Here is a 14044-nt window from a genome sequence, read left to right on the forward strand (position 1 = left end):
CTAGTTTAAAAAGGGAGGCATGAAGCGAAAAAAGTTGACATGGAAAAATTTCCCCCTGCAAAAGATGAATGTCCCCCTTTGAAACCAGTAGGGCTTGGAATAAAATTCTGGTAGACAGCAAGTATTTACATAAGGTTCTGAAAAAATACTTAGGGGGATTAGAAATGAAAAGGACTTCCATGTTACTCATGAGTGTCATGTTGTTGCTCTCCATGTTCCTAGCAGCATGCGGTAACAGCAGTGGCACCAACACTCCTGCTGCTGAAGGAGATACTCCGAAGACGGAAACGACTCCGCCGGCAGATGAGAAGAAGGATGAAGCCGCTCCGGTTTCACTCCGCGTGTTCTCGACTTTCGGAGGAACTGACGCAGCTCGCGAAGCCTTCCAGGCAGCGTTGGATGAATTCACGAAGGAGCATCCGAACGTGAAGATAGACAACGATACCATGTCCGCAAATGATGACGGTTTCAGAACGAAAGTTAACACCGACATGAACAGCGGCAACGAGCCTGACTTGCTGTTCTACTTCATCGGGGCTGACGCAGAAGGATTCGTCAATGCCGGTAAAGTTGTGCCGCTGAACGAAATTCTCGACGCTGACGCTGAATGGAAGAACGGCTTCATTCCTGACGCGCTTGAGCTTGCCAAGCAAAAAGACGGTAACATTTACGCTGCACCATTGACCGGTTTCTATGAAGGCTTGTTCGTTAACAAAAAAATCTTCGAAGAAAATGGTCTGGAGCTTCCAACAGACTGGGCGAAATTGACCACAGCTGTGAAAACGTTATCTGACAAAGGCATTATTCCTTTGTCCGTACCATTTGACCAATCCCACTACCTGATCGAACATACGATTTTGTCCGCAGCAGGTCCTGAAAGCCAAAGCAAAGGTCTGCTTGATGGCATCGATCCAAACTGGGAAAAAGCGTATGCGGCTATGAAAGAATTGTATGACCTGGGCGCATTCCCTAAAGATGCAGCAACGATCGACCTGAGCATGTCCGGCAACTACTATAGTGAAGGCCTGGCTGCTATGACCATAGAAGGATCTTGGGCAGTTGGCGGTTGGAGCGATGATACTCGTGACAACTCTACAGTTCTGCCATTCCCTACGGTTCCTGGTGGCGCTGGTAGCGGTAATGATATCGTAGGCGGTTTCGGTTCCGGTTTCTACCTCTCCAAAGCCACTTATGATGATGCAGCCAAAAAAGAAGCGGCAATCGCTTTGCTGAAACACCTGACTTCCCCGGCATCTATTCAAAAAATCGCTTCAGCTAACGGTGGTACACCAGCTGCTGACGTTGAAGTGACTGGATTGCCGCAAGTAGCTCTTGACGGTTTCGCTATGGCAGCTAAAGCAGCTACCATCGTTGCACCGGTTGACAGTAAAGTTTCGCAAGAAACGTTTGGTAACCTTCGTGCTAATGTTCAGCCTGTAGTGGAAGGTAAGAAGACTCCTACTCAAGCTATCGAAGAAGCGAAGAAAACCGAGGATGCCAACAAAAAATAGTTTTCATCAGAAACGGTAGAATTAAAAGTGACGTTACGCCGCCCCTCTGCTTTCATTTGGGCGGCGTAGTCATTTCGGCAAGGACGATGAAGAAAAATAAACATCAAGGGTGATTAATATGAAGGGTGATCGCAAGTACATTGTGATGTTTTTATTACCCGCAGCAGCCATCATGACAATCTTTTTATATTATCCGTTCTTCAAGAGTTTGTATCTTAGCTTTTATCGCACAAGCGGCTTTTTCGATAAAAAGTTTGTGGGATGGGCTAACTATGAGAGACTCGTTACGGATAAACTGCTTGGCGCTGCAACATTGCACACGCTGGAAATCATGCTCTATGTTATCGTGTTTCAGGTTGGGATCGCACTTGTGTTGGCCGTCCTGGTAGATAATATTTCCAAGCTCAAAGGGTTTTATCGAACTGTCTTTTTCTTCCCGGTTGTCATATCCGGTACTGCCATTTCCTTATTATTTGTATTGTTCTACAATTACAACTTTGGTTTGCTGAACAATTTGCTGGCGAATTTCAACATTGAGAAGATTCTGTGGCTGGATGCGAAGAATGCGCTTAAGGCAGTATCGATTCCAACGGTATGGCATTATGTGGGCTTTTATTTCGTCCTGTTCTTGACCGCCATGTCCAAAATACCCGCGGATTATTATGAGGCTGCAAAATTGGAAGGAATCACCGGGTTCAAGAAAACAACGATGCTTACAATTCCGCTCATCATGAGTGACATTAAGGTTGTTATCACCCTTGCCATTACGGGAACGTTGAAGGTGTTCGAGTTCATCTGGGTCATTACAAGCGGCCAGAATGGAACGGAAGTACTGGGAACGTATATGTACAAAAAGGCCATGGTGGATCAGAACTTTGGTTACGGATCGGCGGTTGCTATATACATGGTGATCTTTGGCGTACTGCTTGCATTGATTGCCAACCGTTTGATGAAAAGAGACGAGATTACATACTAAGCATTATAGGGGTGTACTGTTATGGAGCCAACCATCGTCGTTGAACACAAAACTCAGCGCGTTAGGAAAAGTCGGTTTAGTTTAGGCACCACGTTGATGTACGTGATTTTGACAGCGTGGTCCTTAACAACCATCTATCCGTTATTCTGGATCGTGAATAACTCGTTCAAGGTTTCTCGCGATGTGATGAATAATTCCTTTGGTATCGCATGGGAACCGGTGTTTGTTAACTATCAGAACGCATTTGACCGCATCAATATCGGAAGAAGTTATATCAATAGCTTGGTGATGTCCTTCAGTACCGTATTGTTGGTGTTATTGCTCGGAGGACTAGCCGCTTATGTGCTGTCCAGATTCAACTTTAAAGGCAAGCGCACGATTTATTCCATTCTGTATGCGACACTTTTGATCCCGGCGTTTGCTACCGTAGTTCCGGTATATGAGCTTCTTATCAAAACCAGCCTGGTCAATACATACTGGGGCCTAATCTTCCCGCAAACGGCAGGCAATCTGACGTTTGCGACCTTGGTTATTGCCGGTTATATGGCAACGATACCGAAAGAGCTTGAAGAAGCTTCTTTTATGGACGGATGCAACCGATGGCAGATGTTTGTTAAGATATTCGTTCCGATCTCGCAGCCTGTATTTGCATCGACAAGTATTTTTGTATTTATGTGGTCGTACAATGACTTGTTCTCAGCGTTGATCTTTGTAAACAAAGAGAATGTCCGTCCGATCGTTGCATTGCTTAATGAGATCAGTTCCCAATACGGAACAGACTTTGGCCTGATGGCTACGGCAGTATCGTTGACCGTTATTCCGGTGCTCATTGTGTACCTGTTTATCTCAAAGTATATTCAGAAAGGTTTGACCGAAGGAGCCGTCAAGGGTTAAGGAGACAGCGAATTCAACGAATAGGCAAGTCAAGAGGGGACGCTTTCGTCACCTGTTTGACTTGCCTATTCGTTGTTATATCCCATTTAGTCATTTAGTCTTTAAATCTGGATCATAGTCGGATTAGCATTTTAAGCAGATGGGTGATTAAATTCGATTAAGCGTGAGAAGCCATTTCTCCATAACCGGCATGGATTGCTCTTTGGGCAATCGCTTTTGCTGCGTTTAAGATGCTGCTATCGATGCCGTGATGTTCGGACACGTGGATGATATGCTCCATATTTGTCATGTTGGAGATGAGAGTTGTGCCCTCGCCAGGGTAGACGACTTGATCCACATCTTGTGCGATATAGGTTTTTTTAATTATAAAAATAAGGTGATTATTTCAATATATGAAAAATTCATAACAATGAAGAAAAGCGCTCCCTATCTCTCAGGCAAACTATATACGGTTTCACCCGTACCTAGTTACGACGAAAAGGATGAAATCAATCATCATACTAACTAAAAGAAAGTAGTTGACAAAATATTAGCTTCGTGTTAGTTTGTATATACAAATGAGAGGTGACTGGTTATGAATATCGATGATTCCATACTAAGCTCATGCTTGTTTTTTACATCGAATCGGTTTGCTCGTTCGATGACCAAGATGGCGGAGGAAGCTTTTGCCAAAGCTGGTTTATCGCCAACATATTCCTATGTTCTGGTGGTAATCCATCAATATCCCGGCATAACGCAGAAAGAGCTAAGCGATAAGTTATCGATTGCTCCATCCACAAGCACCCGGTTCATTGATAAGCTGGAGGAGAAGCAGTTGGTACTGCGCCAATCCGAATGGAAAGAAACGCATATTTTTTTAACGGATGAAGGGAAGTTGTTATATCAGGAGCTGAACCAATATTTTGAACAGCTGTATGGACAGTATGTTTCCCTCTTGGGGAAGGAACATAGCGAACAATTAACTAAACTTCTCCATGAATCCAGTGAAATATTGAAAAAGGGAATATAAAGCTTCTTTTTCACCCCTCATTTGTATATACAATTGATAAAGGAGAGATTCATCATGAAGATTGGTATTATCGGTGCAACAGGGAAAGCGGGAAGTCTGATTCTCAAGGAAGCACAAGCACGCGGTCATGAAGTAACGGCAATTGTACGTAATGCATCCAAGGTCTCCGATTCCAGTATTAACATTTTGGAGAAGAACGTGCTGGATTTGACTAATGCCGATCTTCAAGGCTTCGATGTTGTCGTGAATGCTTTTGCGGCGGCGCCTGGGCAGGAAACTCAATATGTGGAAGTAGGCCGAGTATTGATAGAAGCTCTGAAAGGCACGAATACCAGACTGTTTGTGATGGGCGGTGCCGGGAGCTTGTTTGTTGATGAAGCCAAAACCTTGCGACTCATGGAAACTCCTGATTTTCCTAAGGAATATTATCCGACAGCATTCCATGCCGGTGAGAATTTGAAAGACCTGGAGCAAACTTCTGATGTGAAATGGACGTTTCTTAGTCCGGCAGCCTTCTTTAATCCGAAAGGTCAACGCACTGGCAGTTATCAGGAAGGCAAGGACCATGTCATTGTCAATTCGAGCGGTCAAAGCTATGTCAGCTACGCGGATTACGCGATTGCGGTATTGGATGAACTTGAACAGCCGAAGCATATCAATGAGCGTTATACGGTAGTATCCGAGGCTTAATAAACCCGGCAACGACCTTCATATAGATTTTTGAATAAGCTGATTTCATCATGAAATCAGCTTATTTTAATGTGGGAAAACGGCCTTAATAAGTGAATAATACATCATATGAAAAATTCATAATAATCGAATAACTTCAATTTATCTAGCTAACTTCGATCTAATACACCCCAACCTCCTGTATAGTCCCTACACAAAAGTGAAAATGGTGGGGAGGGAAATATACATATTATGGTAAATGCTCTTCATTCCGTTAAAATGTATAAGTTATGCGTATGGTTGCATCATCCAGTGACCTGCATACAACATTGGTTGTACGCAGGCTGAACCGGAGTAAACACAGTAGGAACCGTTTTTGGTTTGTGACGAAACATCGTTAGATATAGGAGTTCATAAGAAACGAATATTGATATCACGAAATCGGCCTGTAGACATTTTTGGCATCTTAATTTGAAGAGTATGCTGTTTATAGGTCGCAATGCTTTGTGCAGGAAGAATGGGGACGGGTAAGACGATGGTCTGGCTTTGATCTTTTGGCAAACCATGGATTTTAATTTGTGTCCGATTTAGCTTAATCCATAAGTTTTCCGGATGGACACGTTTGGGGATATAACATTTTACAACCAGAAAGTTATGGGTATCAAAAGTTTCATATCGAAGTGTATTAGGGTTAGGCAGTATTTCATTTCCGGCGGTTGCTTGTTTTATCGTATCCTTTACATAATCCTCAATTAAGGTTGGATCCAGCTGGAAATCCTCATTGAGATCATTAAGATCTTTGAATGGAAACGAATTGTTCTTGAAAAAAGAGTCCTTTGACAACCAGTCAGGCCGTTTGGATCTTGAGTTCACTCTATATCCCTCCCTCGTTCTGTAAATTCATTATATGGGCGAAAGAATGTTAGAGTGACATCTGGGCTTCCAACTACATAGAATAAATCCAAGCGTATGATTTTGAATGAAGAGGTGGAATTGTGGTTTCGATTATCGGCAATATGAAGATTGTAAACGTGGGCCCCAGTTCTACGGTCTTGGTTGGAAATACAGGCGTCATTGATTTAAACAGTACCTCAAAAGCTTATTCCGGCGCCAACTCGTTCACCACTGGCGATAGTATTGGTACGAATATTACAAACAACCAGGCCAGCAGCACGAATACATTCGATCCGGACTTGATTGATTCACCTAATGCTTAATTAAGGTTGTGATCCACTGTGAATCTAACAGTACATCAATGTATTAATATACAGCAGTTTCGGGTGGGAGCGGTGACTAATTCTTCGGTCCTGCAGATTGGAACCGCCGGAGAGATCCGGGCATTATCCAATATATATAACACAGGTGGGTTTACAGGCCCTGCTCCGGAATTCGAGCCTCAAAATAATAGCAATAACCCCTTGGTCCCATTACCTGCGCCAATTGAAGGACTGTATAGGCAAGAATGAGGTGAATCACCTGTGCATAGATTGTATAAGGAGCAGGGGAGGCGGTTCCATGTATGATTATTATATACAGCAATTGTCCTATATTCTTCAAACCCAGTCAGACCAGCTGAGTAGAATGGAACAAATGCTGAAGGAAATGCGCAGTCAAATAGATCAATTAAAACCGGGAAGCGAGAAAACGATAGATCGGGTGCAATATAATTTTGATTTATTGAAGATTGAAAAATTGGAAGGCACCTTAAATATTGGATTGATGCCTAAGGCTGGGCAATCCCTGGACGATATTACCGTGAATGGTCAGCCGTTAGAACAGTCTCAGACGGGAAATACAGGCGGCGAACTACACTCGAACATATATCAGAATGTATCACGTTATCTAGAAGATATCGTACCTAAGCAGATCGAGCGCATGCTTCCCGAATCCAAGCTTGTAGTTGGTGATGAATATGCTGGGGTTATTATCGAGGATATTCGTAAACAACTCGGAGACCGTATAACCGTTTATCTGAGGCAATATCAAACGAATAGGGAATCTATGAACCCGCAAGATGTTGAGCAATCGATCATCAAACAAGTGAAGAGTGAGATCGTTACGGCAGTTGAGCAGCACCTTCTTAATTTGCAACGAGGGAAGTGGAATTCAAATGAAAATGACAGTCGTCAATAAAGAGCTTCAGGTTGGTTCGATCCGCATTACAGCGATCTCAAGTTCATCGGTACTGTTGATTGGAGATACCCATGTCATGAATTGCTCCTCCATGTATGATACGCCTTCCGAATCACTACAAATCACCCCGCTTGTTCCGTTATCTCCGAGTGCCGCATCATGAAGCGTCATTCACACGTTGATAACATGTATATCATCAATATTTCCAATAGCTCCGTATTTGTATGCGGTGAATCGGGACATATCGATGCCGATACGCGTGCATTGGCGGTTCAGCGGCAGGTGCCGGTGTTCTTTGAAGACGAGGGACAATATGAGGATTACCCGATATTCTCCAGGTTGATACCCACATGGCCGCCGTACTCAGACGTAGAACTAAATATTATACAAGATTATAAAAAGATTCATGTGGGATGCGTCGATATTATAGCCACTGCATCTGCATCGGTTGTACAGGTGGGTCCGAACGACACTATGGATTTGGAATCCAGGGTGAAGGCGATCAGACACTTTATTACGGATGCACCAGAGTATTTAAAGGATTATAAGGGAGTTATCGTCAAATAGAATTTCGTGAACCGGTACTGAACGAAAAATCAATATGTTACCTTCGTTCACGATGACTCTGACGGTTCCCCGATTGGTAGGAGATATGTACAAAAACGGGAGGAGCGCATGGCGCTCCTCCTGTTTCTATGTGATCTACGGATTATTCTCCTTGCTGATGGGCAGCTTCGTCTTTGATCTCTTCTCGGAAGCCGGAAATACTCTTTTCGCGACGAGCATTACGATCTTGGATCTGTTCTTTCTCGCTTGCCGGAATCTCATCCCCGAACTCCTCGAGATAATCTTCGGCTTCACGGTAGTTCTCAATCGTGTTCTGGACGGCCTGTTGCAAATGTTCTACATTGTCTTCGCGATTATCGGGTTTAGCCATGAGTTGTCACCCCCTTAAATTCAACTGCCTTGCTAAAATTTCACACCTCAAGAGTTTTCCATAATAAAAACATCCTTATGCATACGAGACTGACACTATCAAAAAAGCTACAGTATTGTAAATATTGCAAGTCACTTCTTTACATATCCGTTGGATGGAATATGTTATAATGTCGAAAAAGCAGACTTGCAGCATGACATCGAAATAAGAGGAGGAAGAATTCTTGAAATCAAGTCGTTTTATATTCTGGCTCAGTATGCTAATGATGATGGCATTGATGTTAGCAGCCTGTACCTCAGAACCGATAAAACAACAGCAAACTTCTACAGTAGAAGACCCTCCTGAATCGGTTGAAGAAGAAGAAGGTCAGACCATTACACTAGTAACGCCGGATACGGCGATGAAAGCGCCCGAGGAAAAAAGTAAATATCAGATACATACACGGTTGACGGATTTCCAACTCATAAATGAGTCAACAGGGATTGCTTGGGGGATAACGAACACGGAGCTGCGCCTTTACCAGACGCAGGATCATGGCGAAACGTGGGTTGATATCTCTCCATCCTCGAATGTACAGTTCGTTGATAAACTGGAGTATGGGAAAGACATCGTGTTCACGGATAAGAAACATGGTTGGATTATACGCAACAAGCAGAGATCAGCTGAAACGATCCTGCTCAATACGACGGATGGAGGAGACTCCTGGAAGCTTTCTTCGCTGCCGGAGACAGGTATCGTCACGGCCATGTCCTTCGTATCATCTCAGCAGGGATGGATTATGGCAAAAGGCGACCTTTCCCGGGGCTCTGAGGAGAAGTCGCTATTTCGAACCAGCAATAATGGCGGATTATGGGAAGAGGTCATGCAGAATACAGAGTATCCTACATCTCGCGTTCCCGGCAGCGTGATCCCACGAACAGGGTCCATTATTGGCTTAACCTTCACGGATTCGCTTGTCGGATTTGCGACCATCCGTGAAATGCAATCCTCCAAATTGTATATTACCCGTGATGGAGGTCAGAAGTGGAAGTCCTCCGGACAGATATTCAAGAGCAAACTGCTGGATCAGTGCGGTTCGGTCTTTGCAGGTGCCCCCAAGTTTCTGGGCAGAGGCAGTAGTGGAAGTGAGGTTTATATACCGATTACCTGCGTGAAGGAGGATCAGGCGAGCTATTTGGGTTACTTTACTGCCGACACGGGGAAATCATGGAATCTGGTGTCATTCCCCATTTCGGGTGATACCGGTCAGGGGTCTATTCAGCCTGTTTTCCGGCGGCTTCATGATGGGTGGAGAATGGTGAACGGTATTGTTTATCATACGAATGATATGGGCAAGACCTGGAATCCATTTCCAAGGAGTAAGCTGCTGAACGATAATCTTGCCAAATATCCGAACGTGGTAAAACTGCAGTTTACATCTTCTGATGTCGGTTGGATGCTGATTGAAACATCGGACAAGAATCGATCGCGTCTGATGAAGAGCAGTGACGGCGGGGCAACCTGGCAGGGTCTATAGTTTTCGACGAGAATATATGATCTGAATATGCCGATAAAAAAGCAGATTGAAAAAGCTTTATCGAATGTGACCATCAGTTCGGATAAAGCTTTTTTTCGGTATATATTGTGAAATAAATCACAAATAATAACCTCCACGTATGCTACTATAAAGGTGTAATCAGATACTCCAAATTGTTTAGAAGGGGACGATCCTCATGCATACCGATCAAATGACGATAAATTTCCTCCGCCTTTGCTACCATTGTGATGATGCTTGCTTATGCGACACCGAGGAGCAGTGTCTGGCCTGCTGGAATGAGCAGGAAATGACACCGCAGGAGCATGAAATGACAGGACAAGAAGAAACGATGAAATGGATGAGATTGGCTTACGATTGAATGGACATGAAGACAATGAAGACAATAAAAAGAATGAATGAAACAGGACGTTCTAGTCCCGGGAAGAAGCTGATGACTGGCAAAATGCAGACATCAGCTTTTTTTGGTGCTCCCAGAAAGGGACAAGTTCTTTAAAATTTCAATCAAACTTTCCATAAGGATGAGTTAAATTGTCCGAATTAAAGCATATACATATTTCAAGACAAGGTGGAGGGGGGAGCCGTATGGGATCGGGGTCAGTATGGATGTTCGATTTTTTCGGCAGCGTTATGCCCGTGTTTTTCATCGTCGTCATCGGGATCATTTTGCTGTCGGCCGGTAAGGGAATCTTGCAATGGAGTCAGAATAACCGACAGCCTTTGCTATCGGTCGATTCCAAGATTGTGAGCAAGCGAACGGAAGTGAAACACACGCAGCAGACAGATGATACGATGTCGAGCCGTACTCGTACCACCTATTATCTGACATTTGAAGTAGAGAGCGGAGACCGCATGGAGTTTGTTGTAAATGGCGAGGAATTCGGCATGTGCGCAGAAGGAGACGAGGGACTGCTGCGTTTTCAGGGAACCCGGTATTACGGTTTCGTTAGGCACCCCAGAGCGCATCTTAGCGTGGTTCGAGGTTATGATCATCCGAAATAAGAGACGGATTTGATTTTTATATGCACCTTCTCTTGTGGTATATATGAAGGAGAAGGAGGGACAGCATATGAAATTTCAGGATAAAACGGTTGTAATCACGGGCTCTGCCAATGGGATTGGCCGCGGAGTGGCAGAGGCTTACGCTCTAAGCGGAGCTCGAGTGATATTAAGCGATGTTCATGAAGAACAGGGCAACCTGGCGGCAAACGCCTTAAAAGAACAAGGATTGAACGCTATCTTCGTCCCTTGCGATGTAAGGAAGGAAGAAGATATTAAAAGCCTGATGAACCAAGCCGTCCAATATGCCGGCACCCTCGATATTTTGATTAATAATGCCGGGGTTTCCCGTTGGAAATCGCCATATGAGCTTACGGTTGAAGACTGGGACGATGTGATCAACACGAATGTCCGAAGCTGTTTTTTGGCTACGCGTGAAGCGGCGGTACATATGAAAAAGGCTGGAAGTGGCGGGGCTGTTGTCAACATGTCATCCACGCGTTCGATTATGTCCGAGCCGAATTCGGAGGCTTATGCAGCTTCCAAAGGAGCCATTGTCGCGTTGAGCCATGCCATGGCCGTCAGCCTGGGACCCGATGGGATTCGGGTGAATTGTATAAGTCCTGGCTGGATTGAAACTGGAAACTACGATGAGCTCCGTTCAGTTGACCATAAACAGCACCCAGCCGGGCGGGTAGGGACCCCAGCTGATATCGCCAAAGCCTGCTTCTATTTTACCGATCCGGACAATGATTTCGTGACGGGGGCCCATCTCGTTGTGGATGGCGGCATGACCCGCAAAATGATATATGAGCCTTAGTCATCTGAATATGAAGAGCGTCTTCCCATGGAAGGCGCTCTTTTTCTTGATGGTCATAGGGCCAGAGTCTACCATATGATACAAATTCGTGATGCATTAACATTTTTGAAGAAAACCTGTTCATGATAAATAAAAACAGTATGATGTAATTAATGTAAGTACGAAAAAGCCACATCTAATGAATGGGAAGGAATGAGGGTATGGGGAAATTGACGACAACCAGCACAAAAAATGAGCGTTCCAATCGAGTGTCCGTGTTCGTTACGCTGCTCATGTCCTATCTTGTGATACTGCTGATCCCGGTCATCGTGTTCTGGGGACTGTATACGCAAATCGAGCGGATTATGATCGAAAATGCCAACAACTCCAACATGGCGCTGATTGAGCAGGCGAAGCAGGTGGTGGACAGCCGATTGGATGAAATGCATCTGATTTCCCGGAACATCACTTCACATCCGCGACTGGATGGGCTGCTAAAGGCCAAATCCCCTCAAAATGGAACCGAGAACTACAATTACTACACTTTCATGCAGGAGATGCAGCGATACCGCAACAGCAGCAGTTTTATCACCGATTTTTATGTATATCTACGGGAGAGCGATACGGTTCTCAGTCCCACCTTAAAGACAACGTCCAGTGTCTTGTTCTCCGATATTTACGGATATGAAAAATTAACCTATCAACAGTATCAAAAAGATATTCTGCACGGCATCCACTTTAACCGGTATTTGCCCGTGACCGAAGTCGGTAAAGGATTAAATCAGAAACGCATGCTCACATATATGCAAACGCTTCCATTTGGAGAGAAGGCCAATCCCAAAGGCGCGCTTGTTATGCTGATTGAGGAGAGGCAGATCGCAGGATTGCTTGATGAGATTGTGAAAACAAACCACGGAACCATTTACATCAAGGATGCCAGCGGCCAAGTGATTCTTAGTGCCGGTGAATCAGAGGTTCGCAATATGGGTAAAACCGCGGATCATCCGCGTGTGTTGACAGTATCGACAAGATCTGCAAGGAGCGGGTGGGAGTACGTATCGGCCGTACCGGAAAAAGTGTTTATGGAAAAGGTCAATATGGTCAAACGAATGGCCGTTGGTGTTATGGCTATCTGTCTTGTCGCTGGGATTGCGGCCTGTGCCTTCATGACCTACCGCGCGTATTTCCCTTTGCGCGACATCATCCGCTTCATCCGGCAATCCCATCCGGCTAAGGAGGGGAAGGTACGTAACGAATATGATTTTATCAAATCGACGATGGCTGATTCCTTCGGTAAGCAGACAGAGATGAAGGAGCAATTGTCCAGGCAAACCCCTGTGATTCGGTCCAACTTTTTGCAGCGATTATTGAAGGGAAACGTGGATACGGCGGATATGTCCGATCATGCTCTGGATTTCATGGGGATCTCGTTCCCGTATTCCAGTTTTGCCGTTGCCTTGATCGAGTTGAGGGATGCCAGTGGGTTTATACATAATGAGCGGGAAAGAGAATGGGCCCTGATCCGTTTTGTCACCGGGAAGGTGGCGGAAGAAATTCATCCCTTTACCGCATATTCCGTGGAGCTGGAGAAGAACCTGGTTGCGATTATTCTAAACATCCCAGAGCCACTGCATGACAAGGCAGGCCAGCTGTACGATTGGGCAGAGCAAGTGAAGCAGGTGCTTGAACAGCGCTTTAAATCCGAAATAACGATCGGGATCAGCGATATCCGTACAGGTCTTGGATGCTTGGCGAGCGGCTACACCGAAAGCTTGAAGGCTTTGGAATATTCCATTTTTACTGCGTATAAACCGATTTTATTGTACGAAGAAATGAAACAGAAAACGGGGGTGTATTATGATTTTCCCATTGAGACGGAAATCCAGCTCATTAACGCTATGAAAAGCGGGGATACGGATAAGGCGCAGGATATCATCCAGTGTCTGTACCACAATAACTTCAACGGACAATCCATCTCGCCTGAGCTCGGCAGACTCATGTTCGCTAACTTGCTCAGCACCATGTTTAAGCTGCTTAATGCTTTGAATTTGAAGTACGAGGATATATTCGGCGAGTCAGGCAAATCGCTTGAGGAAATTACGGAGGGGAGTACGGTCGAGGAGCTCTACCGGGAGGTGAAATGGATGTTCGGCATGGTTTGTCTCTACGTAAAAGATCAAAGGGGCGATTCCTCTTCGCTGCTGCTTGAGAAGATCAAGAGCTACATTGAGGATCATCACGACGATTCCATGATCAGTTTGGCTTCCATTGCCGAGCAATTTGATATTACACCGCCGTATCTGTCGGCTTTCTTCAAGAAAAACAGCGGCACCAATCTCACGGATTATCTGGCCAAGATTCGGATCGAACGCTCCAAGGAAATGATGCGAGATGCTAAAAATACGATTTCGCACATTGCCCGGTCCGTCGGTTATACCAGTGACGTCGGTTTTATCCGGGTATTTAAGAAATACGAAGGGATCACCCCGGGAAAATACAAGGATACCCTGCATTCCCTATCATCGACCTTAAGAAATGATCATCTCAATTCTTAATCCCTGTTTATGCATGTTGAAACTGTAC

18 protein-coding genes are annotated in these 14044 nt (G+C 44.8%); 15 read left to right on the plus strand and 3 right to left on the minus strand.

Annotated elements, in window-relative coordinates; translation table 11 throughout:
* The first annotated feature begins 164 nt into the window (after positions 1-164).
* From MHH48_RS13260 to MHH48_RS13270, 3 genes are all read left to right on the plus strand, one after another.
* Positions 165-1511 (plus strand): extracellular solute-binding protein, encoded by a 1347-nt coding sequence (locus MHH48_RS13260; protein ID WP_076321206.1) that lies wholly within the window; start codon positions 165-167, stop codon positions 1509-1511.
* Positions 1512-1629: 118 nt separating this feature from the next.
* Positions 1630-2487: a sugar ABC transporter permease gene (locus tag MHH48_RS13265; RefSeq protein WP_076321207.1), complete on the plus strand. Its 858-nt coding sequence runs from the start codon at positions 1630-1632 to the stop codon at positions 2485-2487.
* 21 nt (positions 2488-2508) lie between these two features.
* The gene (locus MHH48_RS13270) at positions 2509-3381 is read left to right on the plus strand and encodes a carbohydrate ABC transporter permease (protein WP_076321208.1); all 873 of its coding nucleotides are present in this window, start codon (positions 2509-2511) and stop codon (positions 3379-3381) included.
* Positions 3382-3538: 157 nt separating this feature from the next.
* Here the strand turns inward: MHH48_RS13270 and MHH48_RS13275 are convergent, their stop codons facing one another.
* Positions 3539-3718, minus strand: coding sequence for a hypothetical protein (locus MHH48_RS13275; RefSeq protein ID WP_340390673.1), 180 nt, complete (start codon positions 3716-3718; stop codon positions 3539-3541).
* 237 nt (positions 3719-3955) lie between these two features.
* Between MHH48_RS13275 and MHH48_RS13280 the strand changes: the two genes are divergently transcribed.
* Together MHH48_RS13280 and MHH48_RS13285 are read left to right on the plus strand one after the other, a co-directional pair.
* A complete protein-coding gene (locus MHH48_RS13280) occupies positions 3956-4390 on the plus strand; it encodes a MarR family transcriptional regulator (RefSeq protein WP_076321209.1) in 435 nt (144 codons plus the stop codon).
* Positions 4391-4444: 54 nt separating this feature from the next.
* A complete protein-coding gene (locus tag MHH48_RS13285; RefSeq protein ID WP_076321210.1) occupies positions 4445-5080 on the plus strand; it encodes an NAD(P)-dependent oxidoreductase in 636 nt (211 codons plus the stop codon).
* Positions 5081-5470: 390 nt separating this feature from the next.
* Here MHH48_RS13285 and MHH48_RS13290 read toward each other — a convergent pair whose 3' ends face one another.
* Positions 5471-5932, minus strand: a complete 462-nt coding sequence (locus MHH48_RS13290) for an Hsp20/alpha crystallin family protein (protein WP_076321211.1) — start codon at positions 5930-5932, stop codon at positions 5471-5473.
* Between the two features lie 122 nt (positions 5933-6054).
* Here MHH48_RS13290 and MHH48_RS13295 point away from each other — a divergent pair, with 122 nt between their 5' ends.
* The 5 genes from MHH48_RS13295 to MHH48_RS13315 are packed head-to-tail and all read left to right on the plus strand — an operon-like array spanning position 6055 to position 7759.
* On the plus strand, positions 6055-6276 hold the full coding sequence (locus MHH48_RS13295; protein WP_076321212.1) for a spore germination protein: 222 nt from the start codon (positions 6055-6057) through the stop codon (positions 6274-6276).
* 18 nt (positions 6277-6294) lie between these two features.
* Positions 6295-6525 carry a spore germination protein GerPB gene (locus MHH48_RS13300; RefSeq protein ID WP_076321213.1) on the plus strand — a complete coding sequence of 77 codons (231 nt, stop codon included), beginning with the start codon at positions 6295-6297 and terminating at the stop codon, positions 6523-6525.
* Between the two features lie 49 nt (positions 6526-6574).
* Positions 6575-7192, plus strand: a complete 618-nt coding sequence (gene gerPC / locus MHH48_RS13305) for a spore germination protein GerPC (protein WP_076321214.1) — start codon at positions 6575-6577, stop codon at positions 7190-7192.
* Entirely contained in the window at positions 7170-7355 is a 186-nt protein-coding gene (locus tag MHH48_RS13310) for a spore gernimation protein GerPD (RefSeq protein WP_076321215.1), read from the plus strand. Before gerPC ends, MHH48_RS13310 begins: the two co-directional genes overlap by 23 nt.
* Positions 7352-7759, plus strand: a complete 408-nt coding sequence (locus tag MHH48_RS13315; protein ID WP_076321216.1) for a spore germination protein GerPE — start codon at positions 7352-7354, stop codon at positions 7757-7759. Before MHH48_RS13310 ends, MHH48_RS13315 begins: the two co-directional genes overlap by 4 nt.
* A 142-nt stretch (positions 7760-7901) precedes the next feature.
* Here MHH48_RS13315 and tlp read toward each other — a convergent pair whose 3' ends face one another.
* On the minus strand, positions 7902-8129 hold the full coding sequence (gene tlp / locus MHH48_RS13320) for a small acid-soluble spore protein Tlp (RefSeq protein ID WP_071218157.1): 228 nt from the start codon (positions 8127-8129) through the stop codon (positions 7902-7904).
* Positions 8130-8352: 223 nt separating this feature from the next.
* Between tlp and MHH48_RS13325 the strand changes: the two genes are divergently transcribed.
* From MHH48_RS13325 to MHH48_RS13345, 5 genes are all read left to right on the plus strand, one after another.
* Complete coding sequence (locus tag MHH48_RS13325) at positions 8353-9645, plus strand: YCF48-related protein (protein ID WP_076321217.1); 1293 nt, start codon at positions 8353-8355, stop codon at positions 9643-9645.
* 196 nt (positions 9646-9841) lie between these two features.
* Positions 9842-10024: a hypothetical protein gene (locus tag MHH48_RS13330; protein WP_076321218.1), complete on the plus strand. Its 183-nt coding sequence runs from the start codon at positions 9842-9844 to the stop codon at positions 10022-10024.
* A gap of 224 nt (positions 10025-10248) precedes the next feature.
* Positions 10249-10665 (plus strand): DUF2500 domain-containing protein, encoded by a 417-nt coding sequence (locus MHH48_RS13335; RefSeq protein WP_076321219.1) that lies wholly within the window; start codon positions 10249-10251, stop codon positions 10663-10665.
* Between the two features lie 67 nt (positions 10666-10732).
* Positions 10733-11482, plus strand: a complete 750-nt coding sequence (locus MHH48_RS13340; protein WP_076321220.1) for a glucose 1-dehydrogenase — start codon at positions 10733-10735, stop codon at positions 11480-11482.
* A 200-nt stretch (positions 11483-11682) separates the two neighbouring features.
* Positions 11683-14016 carry an AraC family transcriptional regulator gene (locus MHH48_RS13345; RefSeq protein ID WP_076321221.1) on the plus strand — a complete coding sequence of 778 codons (2334 nt, stop codon included), beginning with the start codon at positions 11683-11685 and terminating at the stop codon, positions 14014-14016.
* The last annotated feature ends 28 nt before the right edge of the window (positions 14017-14044 follow it).

Origin of the sequence: Paenibacillus sp. FSL F4-0100, from assembly GCF_037993005.1 — a bacterium.
In the GTDB taxonomy this organism is placed as follows: Bacteria; Bacillota; Bacilli; order Paenibacillales; family Paenibacillaceae; genus Paenibacillus_AQ.

What these genes read in the sequence shown, in the direction of transcription:
- MHH48_RS13260 (WP_076321206.1), top strand. Translation starts at nt 165, where the DNA reads ATGAAAAGGACTTCCATGTTACTCATGAGTGTCATGTTGTTGCTCTCC.
- MHH48_RS13265 (WP_076321207.1), top strand. Translation starts at nt 1,630, where the DNA reads ATGAAGGGTGATCGCAAGTACATTGTGATGTTTTTATTACCCGCAGCA.
- MHH48_RS13270 (WP_076321208.1), top strand. Translation starts at nt 2,509, where the DNA reads ATGGAGCCAACCATCGTCGTTGAACACAAAACTCAGCGCGTTAGGAAA.
- MHH48_RS13280 (WP_076321209.1), top strand. Translation starts at nt 3,956, where the DNA reads ATGAATATCGATGATTCCATACTAAGCTCATGCTTGTTTTTTACATCG.
- MHH48_RS13285 (WP_076321210.1), top strand. Translation starts at nt 4,445, where the DNA reads ATGAAGATTGGTATTATCGGTGCAACAGGGAAAGCGGGAAGTCTGATT.
- gerPC (WP_076321214.1), top strand. Translation starts at nt 6,575, where the DNA reads ATGTATGATTATTATATACAGCAATTGTCCTATATTCTTCAAACCCAG.
- MHH48_RS13310 (WP_076321215.1), top strand. Translation starts at nt 7,170, where the DNA reads ATGAAAATGACAGTCGTCAATAAAGAGCTTCAGGTTGGTTCGATCCGC.
- MHH48_RS13315 (WP_076321216.1), top strand. Translation starts at nt 7,352, where the DNA reads ATGAAGCGTCATTCACACGTTGATAACATGTATATCATCAATATTTCC.
- tlp (WP_071218157.1), bottom strand. Translation starts at nt 8,129, where the DNA reads ATGGCTAAACCCGATAATCGCGAAGACAATGTAGAACATTTGCAACAG.
- MHH48_RS13330 (WP_076321218.1), top strand. Translation starts at nt 9,842, where the DNA reads ATGCATACCGATCAAATGACGATAAATTTCCTCCGCCTTTGCTACCAT.
- MHH48_RS13335 (WP_076321219.1), top strand. Translation starts at nt 10,249, where the DNA reads ATGGGATCGGGGTCAGTATGGATGTTCGATTTTTTCGGCAGCGTTATG.
- MHH48_RS13340 (WP_076321220.1), top strand. Translation starts at nt 10,733, where the DNA reads ATGAAATTTCAGGATAAAACGGTTGTAATCACGGGCTCTGCCAATGGG.
- MHH48_RS13345 (WP_076321221.1), top strand. Translation starts at nt 11,683, where the DNA reads ATGGGGAAATTGACGACAACCAGCACAAAAAATGAGCGTTCCAATCGA.